The organism is Gulosibacter macacae, from assembly GCF_003865375.1.
Lineage (GTDB): Bacteria > Actinomycetota > Actinomycetes > Actinomycetales > Microbacteriaceae > Gulosibacter > Gulosibacter macacae.
Window position 1 is genome coordinate 54,714 of the sequence record NZ_RQVS01000012.1, and the last position, 24,955, is coordinate 79,668.

The 24,955-nt window shown below is 65.3% G+C and carries 28 protein-coding genes; 9 read left to right on the plus strand and 19 right to left on the minus strand.

Annotated elements, in window-relative coordinates; all coding sequences use genetic code 11:
• Nucleotides 1–1,047, plus strand: coding sequence for an AI-2E family transporter (locus EG850_RS10185; RefSeq protein ID WP_124973110.1), 1,047 nt, complete (start codon nt 1–3; stop codon nt 1,045–1,047).
• A 23-nt stretch (nt 1,048–1,070) separates the two neighbouring features.
• Here EG850_RS10185 and EG850_RS10190 read toward each other — a convergent pair whose 3' ends face one another.
• The 8 genes from EG850_RS10190 to rpsB all read right to left on the minus strand — a co-directional run bounded on the left by EG850_RS10190 (nt 1,071) and on the right by rpsB (nt 7,258).
• Complete coding sequence (locus EG850_RS10190; protein WP_124973112.1) at nt 1,071–1,370, minus strand: hypothetical protein; 300 nt, start codon at nt 1,368–1,370, stop codon at nt 1,071–1,073.
• A gap of 48 nt (nt 1,371–1,418) precedes the next feature.
• On the minus strand, nt 1,419–2,132 hold the full coding sequence (locus EG850_RS10195) for an aggregation-promoting factor C-terminal-like domain-containing protein (RefSeq protein ID WP_235829288.1): 714 nt from the start codon (nt 2,130–2,132) through the stop codon (nt 1,419–1,421).
• 163 nt (nt 2,133–2,295) lie between these two features.
• Nucleotides 2,296–2,859 (minus strand): DivIVA domain-containing protein, encoded by a 564-nt coding sequence (locus tag EG850_RS10200; RefSeq protein WP_235829289.1) that lies wholly within the window; start codon nt 2,857–2,859, stop codon nt 2,296–2,298.
• A 28-nt stretch (nt 2,860–2,887) separates the two neighbouring features.
• On the minus strand, nt 2,888–3,937 hold the full coding sequence (locus tag EG850_RS10205; protein ID WP_124973116.1) for a phosphatidate cytidylyltransferase: 1,050 nt from the start codon (nt 3,935–3,937) through the stop codon (nt 2,888–2,890).
• Nucleotides 3,938–3,980: 43 nt separating this feature from the next.
• Entirely contained in the window at nt 3,981–4,535 is a 555-nt protein-coding gene (frr, locus tag EG850_RS10210) for a ribosome recycling factor (RefSeq protein ID WP_124973118.1), read from the minus strand.
• 57 nt (nt 4,536–4,592) lie between these two features.
• Nucleotides 4,593–5,321 (minus strand): UMP kinase, encoded by a 729-nt coding sequence (gene pyrH / locus EG850_RS10215; protein WP_124973120.1) that lies wholly within the window; start codon nt 5,319–5,321, stop codon nt 4,593–4,595.
• A gap of 131 nt (nt 5,322–5,452) precedes the next feature.
• Complete coding sequence (gene tsf / locus EG850_RS10220) at nt 5,453–6,307, minus strand: translation elongation factor Ts (protein ID WP_124973122.1); 855 nt, start codon at nt 6,305–6,307, stop codon at nt 5,453–5,455.
• Between the two features lie 60 nt (nt 6,308–6,367).
• Complete coding sequence (gene rpsB, locus EG850_RS10225) at nt 6,368–7,258, minus strand: 30S ribosomal protein S2 (RefSeq protein ID WP_124973124.1); 891 nt, start codon at nt 7,256–7,258, stop codon at nt 6,368–6,370.
• A gap of 321 nt (nt 7,259–7,579) precedes the next feature.
• On the opposite strand from rpsB, the gene EG850_RS10230 reads away from it, so the two are divergent.
• Together EG850_RS10230 and EG850_RS10235 are read left to right on the plus strand one after the other, a co-directional pair.
• Nucleotides 7,580–8,122 (plus strand): murein hydrolase activator EnvC family protein, encoded by a 543-nt coding sequence (locus EG850_RS10230; RefSeq protein WP_124973126.1) that lies wholly within the window; start codon nt 7,580–7,582, stop codon nt 8,120–8,122.
• A gap of 49 nt (nt 8,123–8,171) precedes the next feature.
• On the plus strand, nt 8,172–9,719 hold the full coding sequence (locus EG850_RS10235; protein WP_124973128.1) for a hypothetical protein: 1,548 nt from the start codon (nt 8,172–8,174) through the stop codon (nt 9,717–9,719).
• Between the two features lie 58 nt (nt 9,720–9,777).
• Here EG850_RS10235 and EG850_RS10240 read toward each other — a convergent pair whose 3' ends face one another.
• The 5 genes from EG850_RS10240 to EG850_RS10260 all read right to left on the minus strand — a co-directional run bounded on the left by EG850_RS10240 (nt 9,778) and on the right by EG850_RS10260 (nt 14,929).
• Entirely contained in the window at nt 9,778–10,683 is a 906-nt protein-coding gene (locus tag EG850_RS10240) for a tyrosine recombinase XerC (protein ID WP_124973130.1), read from the minus strand.
• 223 nt (nt 10,684–10,906) lie between these two features.
• Nucleotides 10,907–12,172: a DNA-processing protein DprA gene (dprA, locus tag EG850_RS10245; protein WP_124973132.1), complete on the minus strand. Its 1,266-nt coding sequence runs from the start codon at nt 12,170–12,172 to the stop codon at nt 10,907–10,909.
• A gap of 65 nt (nt 12,173–12,237) precedes the next feature.
• Nucleotides 12,238–13,797, minus strand: a complete 1,560-nt coding sequence (locus EG850_RS10250) for a YifB family Mg chelatase-like AAA ATPase (RefSeq protein WP_124973134.1) — start codon at nt 13,795–13,797, stop codon at nt 12,238–12,240.
• Complete coding sequence (locus EG850_RS10255; protein ID WP_124973136.1) at nt 13,794–14,165, minus strand: YraN family protein; 372 nt, start codon at nt 14,163–14,165, stop codon at nt 13,794–13,796. Before EG850_RS10255 ends, EG850_RS10250 begins: the two co-directional genes overlap by 4 nt.
• 200 nt (nt 14,166–14,365) lie before the next feature.
• Nucleotides 14,366–14,929: a GNAT family N-acetyltransferase gene (locus EG850_RS10260; protein ID WP_124973138.1), complete on the minus strand. Its 564-nt coding sequence runs from the start codon at nt 14,927–14,929 to the stop codon at nt 14,366–14,368.
• Nucleotides 14,930–15,244: 315 nt separating this feature from the next.
• On the opposite strand from EG850_RS10260, the gene EG850_RS10265 reads away from it, so the two are divergent.
• Nucleotides 15,245–16,885: a thiamine pyrophosphate-binding protein gene (locus tag EG850_RS10265; RefSeq protein ID WP_124973140.1), complete on the plus strand. Its 1,641-nt coding sequence runs from the start codon at nt 15,245–15,247 to the stop codon at nt 16,883–16,885.
• Nucleotides 16,886–17,051: 166 nt separating this feature from the next.
• On the opposite strand, the gene EG850_RS10270 is transcribed toward EG850_RS10265, so the two are convergent.
• The 6 genes from EG850_RS10270 to EG850_RS10295 form a co-directional block, all read right to left on the minus strand.
• The gene (locus EG850_RS10270) at nt 17,052–17,375 is read right to left on the minus strand and encodes a DUF2469 family protein (protein WP_124973142.1); all 324 of its coding nucleotides are present in this window, start codon (nt 17,373–17,375) and stop codon (nt 17,052–17,054) included.
• Between the two features lie 11 nt (nt 17,376–17,386).
• Nucleotides 17,387–18,058 (minus strand): ribonuclease HII, encoded by a 672-nt coding sequence (locus EG850_RS10275; protein ID WP_124973144.1) that lies wholly within the window; start codon nt 18,056–18,058, stop codon nt 17,387–17,389.
• A complete protein-coding gene (gene lepB, locus EG850_RS10280; RefSeq protein ID WP_124973146.1) occupies nt 18,055–18,891 on the minus strand; it encodes a signal peptidase I in 837 nt (278 codons plus the stop codon). Before lepB ends, EG850_RS10275 begins: the two co-directional genes overlap by 4 nt.
• Before the next feature lie 94 nt (nt 18,892–18,985).
• Nucleotides 18,986–19,333, minus strand: coding sequence for a 50S ribosomal protein L19 (rplS, locus tag EG850_RS10285; protein WP_124973148.1), 348 nt, complete (start codon nt 19,331–19,333; stop codon nt 18,986–18,988).
• Nucleotides 19,334–19,499: 166 nt separating this feature from the next.
• The gene (locus EG850_RS10290) at nt 19,500–20,111 is read right to left on the minus strand and encodes a hypothetical protein (RefSeq protein WP_124973150.1); all 612 of its coding nucleotides are present in this window, start codon (nt 20,109–20,111) and stop codon (nt 19,500–19,502) included.
• 100 nt (nt 20,112–20,211) lie between these two features.
• On the minus strand, nt 20,212–21,303 hold the full coding sequence (locus EG850_RS10295) for a YbdK family carboxylate-amine ligase (protein ID WP_185715029.1): 1,092 nt from the start codon (nt 21,301–21,303) through the stop codon (nt 20,212–20,214).
• A 231-nt stretch (nt 21,304–21,534) separates the two neighbouring features.
• On the opposite strand from EG850_RS10295, the gene rpsP reads away from it, so the two are divergent.
• The 5 genes from rpsP to trmD are packed head-to-tail and all read left to right on the plus strand — an operon-like array spanning nt 21,535 to nt 24,938.
• Complete coding sequence (gene rpsP / locus EG850_RS10300) at nt 21,535–21,993, plus strand: 30S ribosomal protein S16 (protein ID WP_124973154.1); 459 nt, start codon at nt 21,535–21,537, stop codon at nt 21,991–21,993.
• Between the two features lie 5 nt (nt 21,994–21,998).
• Nucleotides 21,999–22,229: an RNA-binding protein gene (locus EG850_RS10305; protein WP_124973156.1), complete on the plus strand. Its 231-nt coding sequence runs from the start codon at nt 21,999–22,001 to the stop codon at nt 22,227–22,229.
• 37 nt (nt 22,230–22,266) lie between these two features.
• The gene (gene rimM, locus EG850_RS10310) at nt 22,267–22,812 is read left to right on the plus strand and encodes a ribosome maturation factor RimM (RefSeq protein ID WP_328588386.1); all 546 of its coding nucleotides are present in this window, start codon (nt 22,267–22,269) and stop codon (nt 22,810–22,812) included.
• 12 nt (nt 22,813–22,824) lie between these two features.
• Nucleotides 22,825–24,225 (plus strand): hypothetical protein, encoded by a 1,401-nt coding sequence (locus EG850_RS10315; protein ID WP_148097119.1) that lies wholly within the window; start codon nt 22,825–22,827, stop codon nt 24,223–24,225.
• Nucleotides 24,226–24,230: 5 nt separating this feature from the next.
• The gene (gene trmD, locus EG850_RS10320; RefSeq protein WP_124973162.1) at nt 24,231–24,938 is read left to right on the plus strand and encodes a tRNA (guanosine(37)-N1)-methyltransferase TrmD; all 708 of its coding nucleotides are present in this window, start codon (nt 24,231–24,233) and stop codon (nt 24,936–24,938) included.
• Nucleotides 24,939–24,955: the final 17 nt, after the last annotated feature.

The following is a 24,955-nucleotide window of genomic DNA, read 5'->3' on the forward strand; positions in this document are numbered from 1 at the left end:
ATGAACGTTCAGCACCCATTCCGCGTCGGCTTTGTCGGCGCCATCGGTGTGCTGCTCGCGATCATGCTCGCGAGCATGATCACCTCGCTGTCGACGGTGCTCACCTATATCGGTGCGGCGCTCTTCCTCGCCCTCGGCTTTGAACCGGTGATTGCCTGGCTCGAACGCCGCCGCTGGCCTCGCTCAGTCGCCATGCTCACGGCGCTCGTCGTCGTGCTCGGCCTCTGCGCGCTCACGGTCTGGGCCATCGTGCCGTCAGTAACCGCGCAGATCAACGAACTCACGATTCGCTACGGCTCGATCATCGGTGAACTCCTCAACTCCAACATCGTGGAGTGGTTGCAAACCACCTTCCCGGCACTCGATGTGCCGACGATGATCGCCCAGGCTTCGGCCTGGTTGCAGGGCAATGTCGGCACGATCACCGGCGGTGTGTTGCAGGTGGGCGTCGGCATCGTGAACGGCCTGTTCGGCACGCTGATCGTCTTCATCCTGATGATCTACTTCGTCACGAGCATGAATTCGATCAAGCGCGCCTTCTACCAGCTCACCCCGGGTTCGAAGCGCGAAGTGATCGCCGGACTCACCGAGCAGGTGACCGGTTCGGTCGGCAAGTACGTCGTCGGCCAGATCGCGCTCGCCGCGATGAACGGCATCCTCTCGTTCATTTTTCTCTCGCTCGTCGGCGCATCAATGCCCGCCGTGTTCGCCGTCATCGCTTTCATCGGCTCGATGCTCCCGCTCGTCGGTACCATCAGCGCCTCGGCGATCATCGTGCTCGCGCAACTGCTCCTCACCGATCCGGGCACGCCGACCTGGTGGATCTGTGCGATCTACTACGTCGTCTACATGCAGATCGAGTCGTACATCCTTTCGCCGCGCATTATGGCGAGCGCGGTCAAGGTGCCGGGCGCAATCGTCGTGATCGCCGCACTCACGGGCGGCACGCTCCTTGGGCTCCTCGGCGCACTCATCGCGATTCCGGTCGCCGCGAGCTTGCTCATCATCGTCAAGGAAGTCGTCATTCCGCACCAGAACGAGCGCTAGCGGCTCGGATGCACGGCGCCCCGCTAGAACGTGCGCCAGCAGGGCGTGTGCCAGTGCCGACGATCGGCAAGCGCTGAGTCTTCACCCATGATGCTGTCAGCCCGCCACACGGCCACGTGGGCGACGCCGACGCCCACCTCACGGCCGCAGCCGGGGCAGGTGTAGGGCTTGAGTGCGCGTTCGGGTCGGATGGGCTGCACAGTCCACTCGACGCCGCGTCGCGTCTCGGTTCGTCGCGAACCGGCGCGGATGCGGGCGATGTCGAGCGGCTCCCACTCGCCGTCGCGCTTGCCGCCACCACGGCGTCGATTCGACCTAGGCATGCCGGCCAGTCTAGCTAGGCCGGTGTTCCCTGCCAGCCAAGTGACTGCCTAGTACCAGCCGTTGCCCTGGTTGAACTTGAAGTCGTAGGCACCGCAGGGCGAGCCGTAGCGACCGTTCATGTAGTCAATCGCCCAGGCGAGCTGCGTGGCCGGGTTCGTCGCCCAGTCGGAACCGTGCGAGGCCATCTTGCTGCCGGGGAGGGCCTGCGGAATGCCGTAGGCGCCCGAAGAGGGGTTCTGGGCGTACGGGTTCCAGCCCGATTCCTGACCGATGATCGCTTCGAAGCAACCCCACTGGTCGCCCATGCCGCGGTCGGCGAGCATCTGCTGAGCAATGCCCTGGATCGAGCCCGGGTCGTAGCTGCCACCGGCCGGGTAGCTGTAGCCGCCACCGCCGCCTGACGAATCTGAGCTTGACTCGCCGCTGCTGTCTGACGAGCTCGTGGTAGCCGGGGCCGGCTCCGGAGTCGGCTCGGGCTCGAGTTCGAGCTCAACGCTCTCATCGCGGCTCGAGTTGACCGCGGAAGCGAGGTTGGCCTGGTAGCTCTGCGGCTGAGCCGCACTGATCTCTGCGACCGAAGGGAGCTCGGCCGCCGCAGCCGTGGCTCCGCCCGAGATCGTGGGCTGCACGATGGCGGCGATAGCAAGACCGGCGACCATGCAGGTCGCGACCGAAGCGCCAATTGCCCGGTTACGACGAGCCGTCGCCAAAGCGGCCGGCTTCGATGCGCGGGTGGCGCCGGTGCGGAGCTGCTGAGTCATTCGGATGTCGCCTCTCGTCGGTGAACAACGTCACTAACGATAACGGAATGGTCACAGAACAGCAACGAACAGGTTATAAGTTTTCAGAGAACGGCCAGGAATGGCCGTTCCTGGGCGGGTCTTCGTCGCGTCTCGACCGTTACCAAACGACCGTCGTGACTAACTAGCGAATAGCCAGCATCACATCGACGAGCGCATCGATGAGGAGGTCAACCTGACCCTCTTCGTAGCCGCGACGCTTCGGCGCGAACGCGACACCGCGTGCCTCCCGAAGTGTCATCGACGCTTTGCCGCGCAAGAACGCATCGACGCGATCGCAGAACTCATCGACCTCAGCAACTGAATAACCGCGCTGGAATGCCGTCACGCGCTGAAAACGATCGCCAGCAGGACGCTGGATGCGCTTGAGCACTGCGCGAGCAGCATCCTTGGTTTCGGCGAGATAGGCGTCTTGGCCAAGCTGAGCGACCCGCTCCTCGCGCTCGCGCACGGCGACTGCATCCTCGAGCCGTTCGAGGGCGGCGTCGACGTGAGGTGCCGAATAGCCGCTCTTACGCATCGTGAACGCGGTGTGGCGGATGCTCTTCGCCGTCAGACGCTTACCACCCGACCCGTTGTCGAAGTTCTCGTAGCGTTCACGAGCGACACGAAGCGCCCGGTCGACCTCTTCGGGGTCATAACCGAACTCACCACGCGGTGCCTTGGGGAAGGGAGCTGGAGCAGTCACCTGTTCATTCTGCCCCATGTGACGCGATTCAGCCGAGTCGTTCGGCCAAGTGTTGCAGGGGCGTCGACCAGAAATAGAGCGCGAAGGCCATCGCGCCCGAAGGCAACATGGAATCGACGCGGTCGTAGAAGCCGCCGTGTCCGGGCAACCAATTCGACATGTCCTTGATCTTGAGGTCGCGCTTCACCATCGATTCGGTGAGATCGCCCGCGACCGAGGTGATCGTAATCGCGACGCCCATGATGACGCCGAACCACCAGGGCAACTCGAGAATGAAGACGCACACGAGCACCGCGCCGACGACAGCGGTGAAGCCGCCACCGATGATGCCTTCCCAGGTTTTGCCGGGGCTAATGCGCGGGGCGAGTTTGGTGCGGCCGTAGCGCATCCCAAACACATAGGCACCGGTGTCGATGCAGATCACGACGATGATGAACGAGATCACCCAGTATTCGCCGAGTGGCTGCGCCGCGAGCATCGCGGTAAAGGAGCCGAGGAACGTGCCGTAGAACTGCACGAAGGCGCTCGAGGATGCGTCGAGTGCGAGCGACTGGCCGGTCATGCCCGAATTCGGCACGAGCCCCTCGAGTAGCCGCCAGAGCACGACGACGGCAAGGCCGGCGAGTAGCGCCGCCCACTGCCAGGCCGGCCCGAAATAGAACGCGACGGGCACCACAACGGCCGCGACGATCGCCGAAGGAACGCGCGGCACGTGACGACCCGACGAGCGCATCGCCGTCGCGAGCTCGACGACGAGCACCACGACGAGCGCGGTCGCGAAAAGTACGAACCAGCGCTTGTCGATGAGCAGGCTCAGCAGGAGCAACCCACCGAGAAGCACCGCCATACCGATGGCGCTACCGAGATTGCGGCCGCTACGCTCATTCACCTCGCGGTTGATGCGACGCACCTGTGCCGAGATGCGCGCGGCTTCGACTTCGAACGAGCGCGCCGCCGGACCGGCATCGGCTACCGGTGCAGAATTAGCCACCGGCGCCGCATCGGCAACAGGCTCGACGAAGCGCGGGGCGTCGATGTGATCGTCGCCCCGCGCTTCGTCATTACCGGTGTGGGTCATGATTCTCAGTGATCCTTGGCACTACCTCGGTAGCGCCACGAACTCACACCTCGAGCAGGTCAGCTTCCTTGAGCTTGAGTGCTTCGTCGATGCGGTCGATGTACGACTTCGTGAGCTTGTCGAGTTCCTTCTCGGCGCGAGCCACGTCGTCTTCGCCGACCTCGCTCGTGAGTGCATCGAGGTCGGTCTTCGACTTGCGGCGCACGTTACGCACGGCGATGCGCGAATCCTCGGCGCGGTCACGGGCAAGCTTCACGTACTCGAGACGACGCTCCTTGGTGAGCTCCGGCATGACGACACGGATGAGCTGCCCGTCGTTCGTCGGGTTCACACCGAGGTTCGGGTGGGCCGCGATGGCCTTCTCGATTTCCTTGAGTGCCGACTTGTCATAGGGCGTGATGACGAGCATCCGCGCCTCAGGCACCTGCAGCGAAGCGAGCTGACCCATGGGCGTGGGCGTGCCGTAGTAGTCGACAAGGAGCTTGTCGAACAGGGCGGGGTTCGCACGACCGGTGCGAATGTTGCCGAACTCTTCGTGGGCGTGCTCGACGGCGCGCTCCATCTTTTCTTTGGTCTCGGCGAGTACCTCGGAGATCACGGGTTGTCCTTTCGCTGCTGCGGATGCATTCATCCTACTCAGCAGTAACGTTCGTTTTTATCGCACCTGGTTCGAGACCAGCGTGCCGATTTCGGCACCGCGCAGGGCCTTGTCAATGTTGCCGTCCGGGCTCATGCCGAACACTCGCATGTCCATCTTGTTGTCCATGCAGAGGCTGAAGGCCGTCGAGTCGACGACCTTGAGGCCGCGCTGCAACGCATCCTGGTAGTTGATTTCGTGGATGAGTTCGGCCGTCGGGTCGGTGTTCGGGTCGGCGGTGTAGACGCCGTCGACGCCGTTCTTCGCAACGAGCAGCACATCGGCGCGAATCTCGAGCGCGCGCTGTGCGGCCACGGTGTCGGTCGAGAAGTACGGCAAACCGGCGCCCGCCCCAAAGACGACAACGCGGCCCTTTTCCATGTGCCGCTCGGCACGCAGCGGAATGTAGGGCTCGGCAACCTGGCGCATTTCGATGGCCGACTGCACGCGCGCCGAGGCCCCAGCCTGCTCGAGGAAGTCCTGCAGTGCGAGCGCGTTCATCACGGTACCGAGCATGCCCATGTAGTCGGCGCGACCGCGGTCCATACCCGCGTTTGCGAGCTGGGCGCCGCGGAAGAAGTTGCCGCCGCCGACGACGACGGCAACCTCAACGGTCTGGGCCGCGTGCGCGATTTCACGCGCGATGCTGGTGAGCACCTCGGGGTCTACGCCGAGTCGACCACCACCGAACGCCTCACCCGAGAGCTTGAGCAGAACCCGACGGGGCTTCGTGGTCGATTCGGTCATGACACTCCTTTAAGCGCGACGAATAGTTCGCTTCGAGCCTAGCGGGATGCAGCGCGGAAAGAACCGAGGGGATGCGGGCCTGGCCCACATCCCCTCGGATGAATCACTCCGCACGTTGGTGCGACAGGTGACTAATCTTCTTCAGCAGCCTCGACGCCCGCGCCAACCTTCAGGCGAGCAAAGTCGACGACCTTGATGCCCTTCTGCTCAGCGATCTGCTTGATCGAGAACTTCGGGTCGCGCGCGTACTCCTGCTCGTTGAGCACGATCTGCTTGAAGAACGCACCGAGGCGGCCTTCAACGATCTTCGGCAGCGCGGCCTCGGGCTTGCCTTCGGCGCGGGTGATCTCTTCGACAACGCGACGCTCGGCGTCGATAACCGACTCCGGCACCTCGTCGCGCTCCAGGTAGGAGGGGTTCGCGAAGGCGATGTGCTGGGCGATGCCGTGCGCGGTCTCCTCGTCGTCACCCTCGTAGCCGAGGATCACGCCGACCTGCGGGGGCAGGTCCTTCGAGGTGAGGTGCATGTAGATGTCGAACTTCTCGCCCTTGACGAGGCGAACGTTGCGCAGCTCGAACTTCTCACCGATCACGGCGGCGACGTCCGAGATGAGCTGCTCGACGGTCTGGCCGCCTGCATCTGCGGCAAGTGCCTCGGCCGAGTTGCTCGCACCAGCGGCAGCCACGGGGTCGAGCACCTGGTTTGCGAGCTCGATGAACTTGTCGCCCTTGGCAACGAAGTCGGTCTCGCAGTTGAGCTCGATGATCGAGGCGGTGCCGTTGTCGTTCACCTTGGCGGCGACGAGGCCCTCAGCGGCCGAACGGTCAGCGCGCTTGGCGTTGCCCTTGACACCCTTGAGGCGGAGCAGCTCAACAGCCTTCTCCATGTCGCCGTCGGCGTCCTCGAGTGCCTTCTTCGTGTCGCTCAGGCCGGTGCCGAGCTGCTCACGCAGCGCCTTGACGTCGGCGATCGTGAAGTTTGCCATGTGATGGTCTCCCTCTTCCGGAACGAATCCGGATACTTAGGCTTCGGTCTTGGGGTAGGACTACTCAGCGTCAGCCGCGGCCACCGCGTCTGCGTTGTCGGCTTCGATCTCAGTCTTCTGCTCGACGAACTCAGTCTCGGGGGCTTCGGTTGCGGTCTCCTGAGCGACTTCGGCAACCTCAGCGGGCTTTTCGCCCTGCTTGAGGAGCTCGAGCTCCCACTCTGCGAGCGGCTCAGCAGCCTGGGCGGCCTCGCCCGGCTTCTGGTGGCGCTGCATGAGGCCCTCAGCGGCGGCGTCGGCCACGATGCGGGTGAGGAGTGCCACCGAACGGATCGCGTCGTCGTTGCCCGGAATCGGGAAGTCAACGTCGTCGGGGTCGCAGTTGGTGTCGAGGATGGCGATCACTGGGATGCCAAGCTTCTTCGCCTCGTCGATCGCGAGGTGCTCCTTGTTGGTGTCAACGACCCAGAGCGCCGAAGGGGTGCGGCCCATGTTGCGGATACCACCGAGGGTGTTCTCGAGCTTGTCGCGCTCGCGACGCTGGATGAGCAGTTCCTTCTTGGTGTAGCCCTGCGTGGTGTCCTCGAAGTCGACCATGTCGAGTTCCTTTAGTCGGTTGAGGCGCTTCTGCACGGTCTGGAAGTTCGTGAGCAGGCCACCGAGCCAACGCTGGTTCACGTAGGGCTGGCCGACGCGCGTCGCCTGCTCGGCGATGGCTTCCTGGGCCTGCTTCTTGGTGCCAACGAAGAGGATGGTGCCGCCGTGGGCGACGGTTTCCTTGACGAAGTCGTAGGCCTTGTCGATGAAGGCAAGCGACTGCTGCAGGTCAAGGATGTAGATGCCCGAACGCTCCGTGAAAATGAAGCGCTTCATCTTCGGGTTCCAGCGGCGGGTCTGGTGACCGAAGTGGACACCGGCGTCAAGAAGCTGACGCATCGAAACGACTGCCATGGTCGTATCTCCTAGAGTTGGGCGCGCCGGGGCGCGCATTGCGGTTGTTATCGCCGGCGGGTTGGCCGGTGATCCTGGCGCCCTATTCGTGCATCCGCCCGGCAACTTGCGTTGCTGGGACCGTCGGATGTCGAGCCTTATGGGCGCGCGAAGTCAGCTCGCCAAAGCGAACTGCGTCCCACAGTCTACGCGTACCTGCGCCGCTGGGAAAGCCGCGGCACTTCGGATGTGGTCTCTACCGCAGGGGCTGTGGAATTTGATTGATCCACAGGGTCACGATTTTCCGGGCGAGATTTCGCGCGCGGGCGTCACCCTGGCCGCATGTACCGACCCGACCGACTCAAAGCGGCGCTGCTTGCCGCCCTGCTCGTGGTGCTCGTGCCGATTCCGATGCCAGTGGCCACCGCGGATGCTTCGCCGGTAGTCGCGCAGACGTCGTCGGCCGACGTCGCGCAGCCGCGCTGGACCTGGCCACTCACGCCGGTACCGGCGGTGACGCGGCCATTTGATCTGCCGCATCCCTATGCCGCCGGTCACCGCGGCATTGATTTGGATGCTGTCGCCGGCGCGGTCGTGTTCGCGCCCGAAGACGGCGTGGTGCGTTTTGCGGGCTGGGTGGTCGACCGCCCAGTTCTTTCGTTGCAGCACGCGGATGGCCTCATCTCGACCTACGAGCCCGTGGTCACGACGCTCGCCGTCGGCACCGTGGTCGCGCGCGGCGACGTGATCGGCACGCTCGATTCCGCAGTGGCCCACGCGCCAGCGGGTGGCCTGCACCTTGGCGCCCGCATTGGTGACGCCTATGTCGATCCGCTGGCACTACTCGGCCTCGTGCCGAGGGCGGTGCTGCTGCCGCTCGGATGATCCCTACCTTCTCTTCCCCGCTTTTCTCGACTGATTGAAAGGACCCCGCATGCCCTCGTTCCCCAGCACCTCTCGTCGCACGCACTGGCGGGTGGTGACCGCGATCGCGGTCGCCGCGCTCCTCACTACTCTCCTGCTCTTTCTCGGCGGCACGTCCGCTCGCGCCGCCGAAGCCGGACCTGGCTTCTCCCCAAACGGCCAGGCCAACTCGTTTGTTGGCGCCATGTCGTTCGACGGCAGCAATGCCTACTGCATTGAGCTCACCAAAGACTCCCCCATCGGTGCACCGACGGTGCCGCTCTCGGCAGAGGCACCGATGCCCACCCAACTCGCCGCACTCTCGGCCAACGACCGAGCCCGCCTGAATTGGGCAATCTCAACGACTGGTGCTTCGGCCAACCCGGTCGACGCTGCCGCAACTGCGATCTACGTGTGGTGGCTCGCTGACCCCGCGGGATTCGTCTTGCGGGACCGCAATGATGAGCACTATCTCGGGCTCATCCCTGCCGCCGATCGCACGGCGGTGCGCGATCGATTGGCAGCGTTGCGGTCGGGCGCGGCCGCGATTACGGCCGCGTCGGCACCAGCTGCCGTAAGTATTGAACTTGTCGAGGATGCACGCGGGCTCACGCTTCGCCTCGGTGAAGTAGCTGCCGGGTCGCATGCGATCGTGCAAGTACGTGGCGGCACGATGCTTGGCGAGCGGGTGGCCGATGGCCCCGTAGTTGTAAGCGGCGCCGCGGTGAATGGCCAACGTTTGGCTCCAGTGGACACAGTCGAGATGTTGCTGCCAGCGGGCAGTGCTCGCGAGTTTGCGGTGTCACGCGAGTCGGGCCTTGCCTTTGACGTCACGGTAACCGTGCAATTGACCGACGGCGCGTGGAGTCCGGATTTGCGCGTACTCGTGACCGAGGGGCGGCAATTGCTTATTCAGTCGTCAGTGCCGACAGATGCGGTCTCGCAGGCGCGCTTTGCGCCGGTTGTGATCGAGGATGCACCGCCGGTGCCTTCGGCAACGCCGGATGCGCCAGCTTCGCCCGAGCCGACTCGCACGCCGGTGCCGGAGCCGACCGTGACGCCCGAGCCGACGGACACACCTGCGCCGACTGACACGGCGAAGCCGACGGTCAGCCCGGAGCCGAGTGCCCCTGCCGAGCCAGTGTCGACTCCGAAACCGGAGCCCACGACTACTCCGGAACCGGGTGCTACGCCCGAATCGGCACCAACGACCGAGCCAGAACCGAAGGTCGACGTTGAGTCGGAGCCGGAGCCCCATGCTGAGCCGAAGCCGAATGCCGAGCCGCCAGCGGCCGAGGCGGAGTCACCGGCGCCGACACCTACTTCGACACCCGCATCCACACCGCCGGCGGTGACCGCACCGAAGCCGAGCACGTCGGCACCAGCGCGACCCACCGCATCCGAGTCGCCGACTGCCGCGCCGACAGTGGCGCCTGAGCTGGCGTCGACGGGCGCGCTCTTCGACCCAGTCACCCTCCTCGTTCCGCTGGGACTCTCGGTGGTACTCCTCGCCGCCGGCGGCTGGGCGATGACACGCTCAAAGCGGGTGCTCCGCGACGACATCGAGTCGAGCTGGTAGACGATCTGCACGCTTGCGGCCGCGATGCATCCCTCGTTGCTGGGGTGCACCGCGGCCGTTAGGCGCGCGGATGCGCCTGACGGTAAGTCTCGCGCAGGCGTTCGGTCGACACGTGCGTGTAGATCTGGGTGGTACCGAGGTCGGCGTGCCCGAGCAGTTCTTGCACGCCGCGCAGGTCAGCGCCGCCGTCGAGAAGGTGGGTGGCTGCGGTGTGCCGGAACGTGTGGGGCCCAGCCGGTCCAGTGCCCGGCGAGTGTTCGAGTTGCCGACGCGCCAAGTCGTAGACGGTGCGAGCGTTGATGCGGCGTCCGCGGGCGCCGAGAAAGAGTGCCTCGCCCGCGGATTCCGAGGCGATTGCACGGCGACCGCGAGCGAGCCACTCGACGAGCGCTTCGGCGCACGGGGCCCCGAACGGCACGACCCGCTCTCGATTGCCCTTGCCGATGACCCGCAGCATCCTTCGTTCGAGTTCGAGCGAGTCGAGGTCAAGCGAGCAGAGTTCTGACACGCGGATGCCGGTGGCGTAGAGCACTTCGACGATCGCAAGATCGCGCAGTGCTACCGGATCGCCGGTGGCGGCACGAGCGCGCAATTCATCGAAGATGTCGTCCATGTGCCCGGCCGACACCATGCGCGGGAGCGTGCGTCCGGTCTTTGGAGACTTCAGCCGGCGAGCGGCATCGGGTCCTCGTTCGGTGAGGCGTAACCAGGCGGTGAATCCGCGTGCACTCGATGCTCGGCGCGCGATGGTGGCGCTGGCGAGGCCCGCCTCCGACTCGGCCCAGAGCCAATCGCGGAAGTCTTCCAGGTCGAGGTCAGCGAGGTTGTCGCTGCCGCGCGCTTCGGCGAACGCCACGAAGCCGTCGAGGTCACCGCGGGCGGCGCGAATGGTGTGGGCTGAGCGGCCGCGCTCGAGGTCGAGGGCGCGCGCATAGTCGGCGACCGCGTCCCGGAGCTCACTCATGCGTTCATCGTACGGATGGTGGCGGACGGGGCCGCGGCGACATCCCCTCAACGCGGTGACCGCCGCTCATCATGAGTGGCGGTCACGGCATTGAGTGGAAGTCACACGCAGCGACACCACTCATGAGAGGATGTCGCCAACATGAGGTTATGTCGCCACCATGAGCGGGCTCGTCGGCCGTGAACCCGTTGCGCCGTCCGCCGCCGGGAGGCACCAAGCGGCACTAACTTCGGCGCCACCGTCCCGCTGATTCCACCGCTTCGCCCGCGAGATCGAGTTCGGTGAGGGCTGCGCGCACCTGCGATGCCGTGAGTCCGGCACGTGCGGCCAACTCATCCACACCTCGCCACGAGCGAACGCCGAGGGCGTCTCGCACGCGTACGGCGTGGTCGGATGGGCGCGCCGCAAGCGTAAAGAGCGGCATGGTGATCTCTTCGCCACCGGCCCAGCCGGCCGGAGCCGTGTGTTCGCGCCAAAGTTGGGCAAGCTCATCTGGCGAGGTGATGAGTTCGGCCAGGCCACCGCGCAAGAGGTCGTGGCAGCCCATTGAGGCGGCACTAGTGACGGGCCCCGGAACTGCGCCCACGCCGCGGCCGATCTCAAGGGCATCCCGGGCGGTGTGGAGCGCACCAGAACGTTGCCCTGCCTCGACGACGACCGTAACCTGCGAGAGCGCGGCAATAAGGCGATTGCGCTGCACGAATCGCCAGCGCTGCGGAGCTTGTCCCACTGGCAACTCAGAAATCATGGCGCCGCGCTCAATCAACCGCATGAACAGTTCATGGTTGCCAGACGGATAGAGGCGATCGACGCCGCCCGCGCACACCGCGACGGTCGCGCCAGCCGAAGCGAGTGCGGCCCGATGCGCCATCGCATCCACGCCATAGGCACCACCCGACACGATGGCGAATCCGCGGTCGACCGCACCGGCGGCGAGGTCGCCGGTGACTCGCTGCCCGTAGTCGGTACACGCGCGAGCGCCGACGAGTGCGACCGATTGTGCGCAGGCCCCGAGCGCCGCGACCTTGCCGCGCACCCAGAGCGCGTGCGGGGCCCGATCACCTAGATCGCCCAATTGTTCGGGCCAGTCCGCGTCTCCAGGGATGAGTAAACGCAGTCCTAGCTTCGCGGCATTGCGGCAGTCTTGGGCCGCGCGCTCGAGGTCGTGACGGGGTCGCCAGCGGTCAAGCGCAGCGCGCCATTCGCTGGGGTCACTGACGACCTCCACGAGCCCTGCCGCTTCGATTCGTTCGAGGACTTCGCGCTCGGCACCGGCGGTGAGCGCGAAGATCGCTTCCGGTCCGAGCGCGGCGATCACTGCCCCCGCATGTCGATCGCCTGGTTCGCTCACTCCGGTCCAGGCGGCACGGGTGAATGCAGCGAGCGCGGTCTCGGCGTTGAGTCCCGCATCCTGGTCACGAAGTGGGGCAATGAGGTCGAGCAGGTAATCGTCGCTTGTGGGATGCGGGTAGGTGGCAAATTCGGTCATCTCGGTTCCCGTTGGAAGAAGGTCGATGCGGTGGGTCGTGCGAGTAGCTGGAGGCAGCGTTCGTCTCAGCCCTGTTCGCGAACGCGGTACCAGAGCGCTTCGCCGATGTGGGCTGTGTTGGGCCGGGCCGCGCCGTCAAGATCGGCGAGGGTCCACGCGACGCGCAGGCAGCGGGTGTAGCCGCGCATGGTGACTCGGCCGCGTTCAAGCGCGGTGTCAAGTGCCGCGGTCGCGCCGAGTTCGGGTCGATTGGCGCTGCGCCGAAGCCAATTGCCATCGACCTCCGAGTTCGTCGTCCATCCTGTTCCACGCAAACGTTGGGCAGCCCGGGCGCGGGCTTCGAGGACCCGAGCTGCTGCATCCGCGGTCGAAAACGCACCTCGCTCCCCGGCGGCAGCAAGCCGCGCCACGCTCGCCGAGGGCCGGTCGACCCGCAATTGCAGATCGATGCGGTCTAGAAGCGGACCACTCAGACGCTGTAAATAGGAGCGCTGCACGGCCGGCCGGCAGGTGCACTCGAGCCCGGCCGAACCGGCGTTACCGCAGGGACAGGGATTCGCCGCGAGCACGAGCTGGGTGTTCGCCGGAAACGTCACCGAGGTGCCGGCGCGATCCACCGAGGCCAACCCCGACTCAAGTGGCTGGCGCAGGGCATCGAGCACCCGCCGCGAAAACTCCGGTGCCTCATCGAGAAAGAGCACCCCGTGCGCGGCCAGTGAGACGGCGCCGGGCTTGATCATGCCGCTGCCCCCGCCGACGAGCGCCGCGGCAGACGCCGTGTGATGCGGCGACTCGAACGGCGGCCGCAAGTCGAGGGGCACCGCAATCGGGAGTCCGCGCAGTGAGCGCATCATCGCCACCTCAATCGCGGCCTCCGCCTCGAGCCGCGGCAGAATACCCGCGAGCCGCTCCGCGAGCATGGTCTTGCCACTGCCCGGTGGCCCCACCATGAGCAGGTGGTGGCGCCCGGCCGCGGCCACCATGAGCGCCCGCACGGCCTCATCCATGCCGAGCACATCCGCGAGCTCGGGCACTGGCGCGGGTGACTCCGCGGTAGCCGTGGCGAAGGGCACGGAGGGTTCCGGCTCAATCGTGAAATCGGCGTCGTGGGCGCCGTAGTGCAGGGCGAGATCACGAATTGACGTGATTGGCACCACGTCGATGCCGTCGACGAGCCGCGCCTCATTGGCGTTGTGACTTGGCACGAGCACTTTCGCAAACCCGGCCGCCCGCGCGGCCGATACCGCGGGCAAGACATTCGGCATCGGCCGCACCGCTCCGGTGAGTGCCAGTTCGCCAAGGTGCACATTGTGCGCCGGGGTGTCACTTGTGATCACGCCTTTGGCGCCAAGAATCGAGACCGCAATCGCGAGGTCGAAACCTGCACCGTGCTTGCGCAGCGACGCCGGAGACATGTTTACCGTCACCGCATCGAGTGGCAGCGGTTGCCCTGACGAGTTGAGCGCAGCGCGAATGCGGTCCTTCGCCTCATTCAGTGCCGCATCCGGCAACCCAACGAGCGAAAACCGAGGTAGCCCCGAGGCAATGTGCGTCTCGACCTCTACGGGATGCCCGCCAAAGCCCTCGAGCGCAATGGCCCAAGCTCGAGAGACGCGGCCGCTCATCGCGCATCCTCGCCGCCAACGCCACGCAGATGTGCGATCTCTGGCGGCTGCCCTGGCAGGAGCATTACCGTCACGACATCAAGCCGCAGGCCACCGCGTAGATCGGGGTGCGCTGCTCGCCAGATTGCGGCGACCTGGCGCATCCGCGCGAGCTTCTTTCGCGTGATCGATTCGACGGGATGCCCGAATCCCGTACTCGTGCGCGAGCGCACCTCGACACACACGAGCGCGCGGCCGTCGCGAGCAATGAGGTCGATCTCACCGAAGCGACAGCGCCAATTTCGGTCAAGTAGCTCGAACCCGTGGGCATGCAGAAAGTCAGCGGCGAGTTCCTCGCCGCGTGCACCGGTGGTGATTCGATCCGTCATCTCGCTCCCCTCGCGCGGAGCCAGCGCCCCGTTTCAGCGCTCACCTTGCCCTGCGATGACGAAATTCGCGCCGGGAAACCGTGGGCCTGTGGATGAATGAAATTCCACAGGGGGTGCGATCAGCGTCAACTGTTGCCAGCAAGAGCACACAATGCGTGCAATGAATCGGGTGAAGTCGCGAAGACGTTCGATGGGCGGTATCAGCGCGCGAGGATAGCCATGAAGTGCACGTCGATCCACTCGTCGTCGAAGCGCAGCGCCTCGCGCCCTGTGCCCTCATACACGAAGCCGACCTTCTCATAGACACGACGGGCGCGCGGGTTGAAGTCGTACACCTCAAGGGTTATGCGATGCATACCCATCTTCGTCAGGCCGTGCTCGACGATGAGTCTGGTCGCCTCTGTGCCGAGCCCGCGGCCGCGGCCCGCGGCCCCGATCAACGTACGGAAGCCGCAGGACTCGTTGCCCTCGTCCCAGTTGTTGAGTACGACCTCACCGACGAGCTCATCCGTCGTGTTGTCGATGACAGCGAGCACGAGCCGGTCATCGGCGACGGCCCAAGCGCCGTAGAGCTCGCGGAGCTTTTCGAGCGGCATCCCCGCAGGCTTCTCGGTGCTGGAGTGCACCGAACCGGTCAACCGTGCGACCTCGCCATCATCGCGAATGATTGCGTCGATCGCGTCGGCGTCGTCCGCACGGATAGGGCGAAGCGTGACCAGCTCACCGTAGAGGGTCGGCTTGTCCGCAAATGGCGTTGGCTCCATGGCAACATACTGCCCACGCGGCATCAATGGGGCAACAGAACTTGGCTCCCCTCGCGCGGAGCCAGCGCCCCGATTCGGCGCCCACCTTGCCCTGAGATGACGAGATTCAGGCCGGGAAAACGTGGGCCTGTGGATGAATGAAATTCCAAAGGGGGTGCGATCAGCGCCACTGGAATGGCCATTCAGCGAACAATTCGTGCAAGCTAGCCGGTAAATGCATGACATTCTGCTAGGCACTCACGCAATGTTGATATACAGTCTGTGCTATCGCTCGGCATCCCGAGCCCCGCAGTGTCGCGCCCAAAGGAGCCTCAGATGACGACCGTCGCCGAACGCCTGGCCACCGTGCTTGCCGCCCACGCCACCGAAATCTTCGGCCTGCTTGGCAATGGCAACGCCCACCTCGTCGACGCCATGCTTCGACTCACGCCGCTGCGCTACACCGCGGTGCGCCACGAAACCGCAACGGTGGCCTCGGCCGATGCCTACTACCGCGCCACCCGCAAGCTGGCGCTCGCCACCACCACCTATGGCGCTGGCTTCACCAATATGCTCACCTCGCTCAGCGAGGCCGCGATGTCGCGCACGCCGATGGTGGTTGTCGTGGGCGACGAGCCCGAGGCCGGCCGCCGCCCCTGGGATGTCGATCAGATTGCCCTTGCCGACGCCTGCGGCGCCGCAACTATCGTGGTCACCGCTGAATCGCCTGGCGCCGCCGCACTCGAGGCCATCCAGCGCGCCCGCACCGAGTGCCGCCCGATCGTCCTCGCGCTCCCGTATGACCTGCCCTCGGCCATCACCGACGAGCCAGAGCTGTCGCTCGACCTCGAGGCGCCCGAGCTTCCCGCAGCTTCGATCGAAGAACTGGATGCGGTCGCCGAGCGCCTGCGCACCGCCAAGCGACCGATCATCCTCGCTGGCCGCGGCGCCCTCGAGGCGCAGGCCGAGCTCACCGCGCTTGCCGACTCGCTTGGCGCCATCACCGTGACCACCGCTCCCGCGCGCGGCTTCTTCGATGGACGTGCGCTTGACGCGGGAGTCTGCGGCGGATTCTCGTCTGAGGCAACCGCCGGCTACCTCGCCCAGGCTGACGTCATTCTTGCCGTCGGCGCTGGACTCAACCAGTTCACCATGGGCTTCGGTCGGCTCTTCCCGCAGGCCGACCTCATCCAGCTCGACCTTGCCGAGGCCGCGACGCACCCGGCGGTTTCGCTGTTCGTGCGTGCCGATGCGGCGACTGCGGTACCGGCGTTGCGCGAGGCGATGGCTGACCTCGAGCCGATGACGGCCGACACCTGGGCCGGTATCAACGCCAATGAGGTTGCGCAGGCACAGTTCGACCGCGGCGAAAGCCCCGAGTTCGCGAGCGATGGCCGCCTCGACCCGCGCGGACTCATGGTCGCGCTCGACGCAGCCCTCCCCGAGCAGCGTCTTGTCTGCTCGGACGGTGGCCACTTCATTGGCTGGTCGAACACGCACCTGCGCGTACCCGCGACCGACTCGATCATCATGGTCGGCACCCAGTTCCAGTCAATCGGCCTCGGCTTCCCGTCGGCACCGGGTGCCGCGATCGCGGCCGAAGGGCGGATGCTCGTGGTGCCCACCGGTGACGGCGGCGGACTCATGGCGCTCGCCGATCTCGATTCGGTCGTACGCACCGCCGAGCGCGCCACGGTCGTCGTCTTCAACGACGCCGCCTACACCGCCGAGATCACGCAGTACGGGATGCAGGGGCTCGACGAGCGCCCCATGCTCATCCGCGAAGTTGACTTCGCACAGCTCGCACTCGGTGTCGGTGCCCGCTCGACCGTCGTGCGTTCGCTCGCCGACCTCGAGGAGTGGGCCGCCTGGGCTGCCGGCGACGAGCCCGGCACCTGGGTGCTCGACTGCCGCATCTCGGGCGAGGTGATCGCGCCCTATCAGCGCGAAATCATGGCGAACCTGCTGCGTAAGTAGCTCAGGAGCGCTTCGAGGGCCTCAGCGCACACTGTAACGTGCGTGCTGAGGTTCTCGAAGCGCGATGCCCGTCCCGCGATTTGCCGCTCAGCGCAACAAGTCGCTCCCGGAGCGGGATGACCCGCTGTGAGGCAAATCCGCGGCCGCCAAACTCCGCCGACGCGGCCTAATCCTCGATCGAGAGTTCCTGCGGCAGTTCAAAGTCGTGCGCGTTGAGTTCCTCGACGTTCACATCCTTGAACGTAAGCACGCGCACCTGCTTCACGAAGCGGTCGGAGCGGTAGATGTCCCAAACCCAGACATCGCGCATCGCGAGCTCGAAATAAAAGTCGTTTGCCGCATCCCGGCGATTGAGCTCGACCTCGTTCGCGAGGTAGAAGCGTCGCTCGGTCTCGACGACAAACTTGAACTGCTTCGCAATATCCCGATATTCCTGGAACAGTGCGAGTTCGAGCCCGCGCTCGTAGTCGTCGAAAGCGTCTTCGTTCATAACAACTCAGTCTAGGCCGGTTCGCTGGTGAGGATGCGATGCAACCAAGTTCGTCGGTGCGCCGTGCTCGCGCCATGCTCGCGCAGCGCGTCGCGATGCACCGCTGAACCGTAGCCCTTGTTCGCGGCCCAGCCGTAAGCGGCCCACTGCGGATGCGCCTCAGCGAGCGCGATCATGCGCGCATCCCGCGCTTCTTTGGCGATGACGGCAGCTGCCGCAACGGCCGCACAGTCCCGGTCAGCCTTCGGACGCACCGTCACCGCGAGCGGCGACGAGAGACCTGGGGTGAGCCAGTCGTGCGAGCCATCGAGCAGAATCGCCGCCCGCTCAATGTCCACTCCGGCCTGCCACAAATCACCGAGCGCACGCACGGCCGCCGCCGCGAGACAGGCGCCAATACCGAGTTCGTCGATCTCGGCTGCTTCGGCATAGCCCACCGCTGAGGCGAACGCCCACTGCTGGGCCTCTGGCGCGAGCCGCGCACGCATTTTCGGTGTCAACAGCTTCGAGTCGCGCAACCCCTCGGGATACCCCACAGCAACTTCATCCACGCGCACCGCGCACACACCCACCGCGACGGGCCCCGCCAGCGCCCCGCGACCCACCTCGTCAATACCGATGACCACAGGAGCGGCGCGCAAGAGTTCGGCCTCAACTTCGAGGCTCGGAATGATCGGGCTCACGGCTGCGGTTCGCGCTTCGGCACGGTGGCGAAGGTCTCGGGCCAATTGCCGAGAATTTGCAGGCGATCAAGCGGCCAATTGATGAGGAAGGCCCGGCCGACGATGTTCTCGTAGGGCACGAAACCGCCCGTTGGCAGATCCTGGTGGTAGCGCGAGTCTTCCGAGTTGTAGCGGTTGTCACCCATCACCCACACGGCGTCGCTCGGCACCGTGACGTCGAATTCCATTCCGGATGCGGGCTGATAGGTCGGCACGCGCACGTACGGTTCCGAGATCGGCACATCATTGATGAGTAGCTGTCCGACCGCGTTACAGCAGACGATGTGGTCGCCGGGAAGCGCGATGACGCGCTTGATGAGATGGTTCGTGGTCTCTTCGGGCTTCAGCCCAATCGTTTCGAGGAAGCCATCACCAATCGCCTGCAACAACGGCTTCTCAACCGGCGGGGCCTGGCGCAACCACCCACCGGGGTCTTCAAACACGATGACGTCACCGCGTTCAATGTCGACGAGCTGCGGCACGAGCAGGTTCACGAGCACGCGGTCGTCAACGATGAGCGTCGGGTTCATCGATGCCGAGGGAATGTAGAACGGCTTCAAGAAGAAGGTCTTGACCACCATCGAGATGACGAGCGCCATGACGGCGATCACGAGCACATCGCGCAGCAAACTCGTCAGTGAGTCGCGGCGCACCACGTTGCCCTTAGCATCCAGGCCAATGTGTTCACGCAGGCGGTGACGCGGCTGATGGGAATGCCGCCAAGCACCGAGTACGTCGACGTCCTCCGAGGAGTCGCTCGCACCGAGCTCAGGCAGCTCGTAGTCGTCGCGCACTCGGTCTCCTCGGTGGTGGTGGTCTGCGTGAGTCTACTTGGAAAGGAACAGCCCCCGTGCGTGGCACGGGGGCTGTTGGAAGACTGCGTCGAGATTAGTGCTCGCGCTTCTCCTTGATCTTCGCGGCCTTACCCGAGCGACCGCGCAGGTAGTAGAGCTTGGCGCGACGCACGTCACCGCGGGTGACGATCTCGATCTTCTCGATGATCGGCGAGTGCACCGGGAACAGACGCTCGACGCCCACCTGGAAGCTCACCTTGCGAACGGTGAAGGTCTCCGAGACACCAGCGCCCTGGCGGCCGATGACGACGCCCTGGAAGATCTGGACACGCGAGCGGTTGCCTTCAACGATGTTCACGTGCACCTTGACGGTGTCACCGGGACGGAAGTCCGGAACATCCTTGAGCGAAGCGGCATCGATCTGGTCGATGAGATTGGCCATAGTGGTCAGTCACTCTCTGCGCCGCCACGGGTCGGGCGCAACAAAAGTTGAAGTGAGTGTGCGGTCGCGGCAGAGTGTCCCCCGTGGCAGAGTCGTGCTGCGGCACAGCGTTCAATCCTGCCACATGCCACGCGCGCCCGGCAAGGGCCAAGCTCCGCGAATTCGACTATTCGTTCCGGGGACGCGCGGTCCACTCGTCGGCGGGGCCCTCATCCTGCTTCACCACGTCATCAACGATCTCAGCGTCGACGACCGGGCCGCCTCGCTTCACGTCATCGGGTTGCTCTTGCCACTGCACGCCGGTGTCAATCGTGATGACCTTGCCTGCGTCAGGACCCCAGGCGCGGCCACCAGCCTGGTCGGCACGGTGTTCACGGATGCGTTCCGCTCGCGCCTGCATATTGGCTAGGTTTTCGGCCTGCGAAGCGCGGCCAATACGGGCGATGCCGATGGCCCCGACCACGAAGGCGAGCACCTGCACGACGCCACCCCAGGGCGCCGGCACCGCAGCTCCGACCGCCCAGAGCACAAAGGTGCCGAGGTACCAGACAGCGTCATCGACGCGGTACTCGTTCGAGATGCGCACGCTCGGTCGCAGCCAAAGCATGAGGCCAAGAATGGCCATCTGCAAGAACGACACCGGCACCGCAATGAACAGCGAGAGGAACCCACTGGCTGATTGCAGGAAGATGAGCCAGGCGGCAACGGTCCAGGCGCCAACGACAAACGGCGCGGGGATGCGCATCCAATTGAGCAGGCGACGTAGAGCGTTCGGCATGCCGGTCACGCTACAAAATCTCGCTGAAAAAGTGGCCGCGAACCGGCCAAAGTTCGCCGTGGGCGCAGAGGATTCAGAGGGCGCAGAGGATGCGCTGCCGTTAGCGGAGGAAATCGGCGCGCATGGCGTCGATGAGGCCGTGTCGGCCGGAGGAGCGCATGAGCGCCCGCTGGCGCTCGGCATTCGTGTCATTACCGATCGCGAGCGCCGAGATGAGCTTTGCTTCGCAATCAAGGTCGCGGGCGATCGGCTGCAACTCGTCGATGCGACGAGCGAGCACCTCGCGACCGTTCTGCACGGCGCCCTCGGCATCAATGATGAATTGGGTGTTGAGGCCGTACCGGGCCGCACGGAACTTGTTCTCTTGTACCGCCCAATCGGGCAGTCGACGCGCTGGCCAGCCATTGTCAACGGCGCGCATCGCCTCTTCGGCAACACATTGCGCAAGCGCGGTGACGGCGCCAATCTCAGAGATGGTCGACATTGAGTCGGCGATGCGAATCTCGACTGTGCCGAAGCGCGAAGAGGGTCGCACATCCCAGCGCAGTTCACGCTCGTCGACGATCACGCCGGCGTTGATGAGGCCCTCGGTCTTGCGTTCGATCTCGGCCCAATCCCGGAACGACGGCGGCAGGCCGCCGGTCGGCAATTGCTGAAAGAGCATTGTGCGGTGCGAGACAAAGCCCGTGTCCTGGCCCTCCCAGAACGGGCTGGATGCCGACAGCGCAAGAAAGAGCGGATAGTCGGCAAGCGCCGCACCAATGACATCCGCGACGTAGTCGGTCGAAGGCAAGCCGACATGCACGTGCACGCCCCAGATCGCCAACTGGCGACCCCACTGCTTGGCGCGATCAATGACACGCAAATAGCGCTCATCCGGCACGACGGTCTGCACATGCCAATCGGCAAAGGGATGCGTGCCCACACCGATCGCGGCGACGCCCAGAGGATCAGCGGCACGCACGACGGCTTGACGCAATTGCCGCAGCTCTTCGGTGGCGTCGGCAACGCGATCGTGCACACTCGTCACCAGCTCAATGGTGTTCGTGAGGAACTCCCCCACGACCCGCGGGTCATCGATGGCGCTGACGAGCTCAGCAGCGCGACCGACGAGATCGCCGCTTGCCGGGTCTACAAGCGCCAACTCCCATTCAACTCCGAGAGTGGCACGCCGGGATTCCGCGAATTCCATACGGCACATCGTAGAGCCTTGGCCGCGCCGGGCGCCCACTGCGACGCCGCGTATTGGCTGACGGCAGGAATTAGGTCGGCAGGCGGCGCGAAAATCTGCAAGAATGGACAGCTGAGTCTGCGCTGGCGACCCTCTCTTCGCATCGCGCAGCAGTCCCGAGCCTTGGCCGAGCGTGCCCCACGCCCTTGGTCGTGAGTTCAGAGCTTTACCTTCATTACCTACAGGAGACACGTGTCTGTCAAGATTCGTCTGAAGCGCCTCGGCAAGATCCGGGCGCCGTTCTACCGCATCGTCGTCGCCGATGCTCGCACCAAGCGCAACGGTCGCGTTATCGAAGAGATCGGCAAGTACCAGCCGACCCTCAACCCCTCGCTCATCGAGGTTGACTCGGAGCGCGCCCAGTACTGGCTTTCGGTTGGCGCTCAGCCCACCGAGGCCGTGCTCGCCATCCTCAAGCTGACCGGCGACTGGGGCAAGTTCTCGGGCGAAGGCCCGACCGAGTCGCGCGTCGAGCAGCCCTCTGCCAAGGAAGAGTTCGTCGCCGACACGGCGAAGAAGCCCGTCCTCAAGCCGAAGACCGAGAAGGCCGCACCGGCTGCCGAAGAGGCGCCCGCCGCCGACGAGGCTGCTGAGGCTCCGGCTGCTGACGAGGCTGCCGAGACCGCTGACGCCGAGACCACCGAGGCGTAAGTCACATGCTCGCGTCCGCTTTGGAACACATTGTCCGCGGCATCGTCGATCGACCCGACGATGTCCGCGTGGACGCGCGCGATTCCGCACGCGGCGAGGTCCTCGTGGTGCACGTGCACTCTGAGGACCTCGGCCGCGTGATCGGTCGACAGGGCCGCACAGCGAAGGCGCTGCGCACCCTCATCCAAGCGCTCGCCGACGATCGCCGCGTCCGCGTTGACGTGGCCGACGACTAAATTGGCGAGCAAGAAGAGCGGTATCACCCAGCTTCGGGTGGGACGACTTGTTAAGGCGCACGGACTCAAGGGCGCCATCAAACTCGAGCTCTACACCGACGAGCCCGAACGTCGCTTCGTTCCCGGCGCCGCATTCTCATTGCAGGTGCCGACGACCTCGCCCTGGCACGGCCGCAAGCTCATCCTGCGCGAATTGCGCTGGTTCAACGACGTGCCCGTCGGATTCTTCGAAGATGTCGTCGACCGCACCGCCGCCGAGACCCTCGTGCGCGCCATCCTCTGGGTCGACCAGGATGACGCCGAAGAACTCGACCCCGACACCTGGTACGACCACCAGCTCGTCGGCCTCGCCGTCATGGAAGGCGACCGCAAGCTTGGTGAGGTCGTCCGCGTCGACCACTTCCCGGCTCAAGACCTCATCGTGGTGAACACCGATCGCGGCGACGTCTATGTGCCATTCGTTAAGGACATCGTGCCCGAGGTGAACGTCGCCGCGGGTACGATCACGGTGACGCCTCCGGGCGGCCTCTTTGACGACAACGCCGAGATCGCTGACCCGAACTCGAACACAGAACGGGACTGATTCATGCGCTGGGTGGCATTCTCGACCATCTTCGCGGGGATCACCGGCTATCTCGTCATCTTTCTCGCTACCTCGACGCTTGGCGCCGAGCGCTTTGACGGCTTCAACGTTTACTGGGCGCTGTTCTTCGCAATTTCCGGCATCGTGCAGGGAATCATGCACGAGACAACCCGAGGCATCCGCGCCGCATCAGCAGCCGACACGACTCGCAAGATCGTCGATGAAAACGACAACGGCATCGACGACGCCGACGAAATCGTCGTGTCCGAAAGCGCGACCGGCACCGCCGTCATCGAGGTGCTCACCCCCGAAGAAATTGAGGCCGACCGGCGTCGCCAGCTGATGCGCCACGGTTCGCATCGCGTGGATGCGGCAGAGCTCGGCCTGGGTGCACGGCCCCTCCCCACGGCCGCACTTGTCGGCCTCGTCCTTGGCGCGCTCATGGCCGCGACCTCACCGCTGTGGGGCCCGGTGCTCCTGCCCGAGGGCCAGCAGGTGCTCGGCACCGTGCTCATTTCGGTATCGACGGCGCTGCTCGCAGTGCAATCGGCCTTTGCGGGCCTGCTTTCCGGCACGGCGCGCTGGCGTTCGTTCGGGATCCTGCTCACCCTCGAGGCCGCCGCGCGCATCATCGTCGCCGCCATCGCCAGCTTCCTCGGCGACCCCATGGCCGGCTTCATGTACGCGACCGTCGCCGGTGCCGTGGTCGCGCCGCTCATGCTCCCACTCACGCCGCTCGGCCGCGAGGTCGGGCAGTTGCGTACCGATGTGCCGCTCGGCGCCTTCCTGCGCCGCAGCGCCAATGCCATGGCGGCAGCTTCTGCGGCAGCCGTGCTCGTTGTGGGCTTCCCGGTGATCCTGCAGGCCACCCGCGCGGGCACCGAGCCGATCGTGCTCTCGAATCTGCTCCTTGCGGTGTTGCTGACTCGTGCGCCGATTCTCACGCCGATCACCTCATTCCAGAACGCACTTGTCGTGCACTTCGTTGACCGCTTCGACAAGGGTCGTTTGGCGCTCATTGTGCCGGTGGGCGTCGTGCTCGCTGTTGGTATCGTCGGCGCTCTACTCGCTTGGTTCCTCGGCCCGCCGATCATCGAATTCATGGGCGAGGGCTTTGCCATGGGCGGCGACGTGCTCGCCTCGCTCACCTTTGCTGCATCCCTTACCGGCGTGCTCTATGTCACGGGTGCCGCGACGCTCGCGCACGAGGCCCACGGCCACTACGTCGCCGGCTGGTGGATCGCATCCGGCCTCGCCATCGTCATTTTGCTCGCCGTGCCACAGATCGTGCTTGCCACTGAGCTCGCACTCGTCATCGGCCCGCTGGCCGGTGCGCTCTATCACGCACTTGTCGGGATGCGGTCGCGCCGTCATGCGGTCAATGCCGACACCGCTGTCACCGAGGAGGACTAGCCGCCATGCGCGTTGATATCGTCACGATCTTTCCGCAGTTCTTCGACATCCTTGACCTGTCGTTGCTCGGCAAAGCGCGCACGCAGGGGCTGATTGACCTGCGCATCCACGATCTGCGCGATGCCACGCACGACCGGCACCGCACCGTCGACGACACCCCGTACGGCGGTGGCGCGGGCATGGTGATGAAGCCTGAGCCCTGGGGCGAGACACTCGATGGCATTCTCGATGAGGCCGCCGAGCCGCCGCTCATTGTCTTCCCCTCCCCCGCCGGTGAGGTGTTTACGCAGGCGACCGCGCGTCGGTACGCCGAAGAGCCGCACGTGGTGTTCGGATGCGGCCGCTACGAGGGCATTGACCAGCGCGTCTTCGACTGGGCCGCCTCGCGCGCTCGGGTGGAACTCGTGTCGATTGGTGACTATGTGCTCAATGGTGGCGAGGTCGCGGTCATGGCGATGATCGAGGCGTTTGGACGCCTGGTGCCGGGCGTCGTCGGCAACCCGGAGTCGCTGGTTGAAGAGTCGCATGAGTCGGGGCTGCTCGAATACCCGAGCTATACGAAGCCGGCAGCCTGGCGGGGCTATGAGGTGCCCGAGGTGCTGCTTTCGGGCCACCATGCCAAGGTTGCGGCCTGGCGCCACGAGCAGCAGCTTGAGCGCACCGCCCGTGTGCGTCCCGACCTCTACGAGGCTTGGACCGCCGCGCAGGACTAGCGCCTGCATCCTAGAAG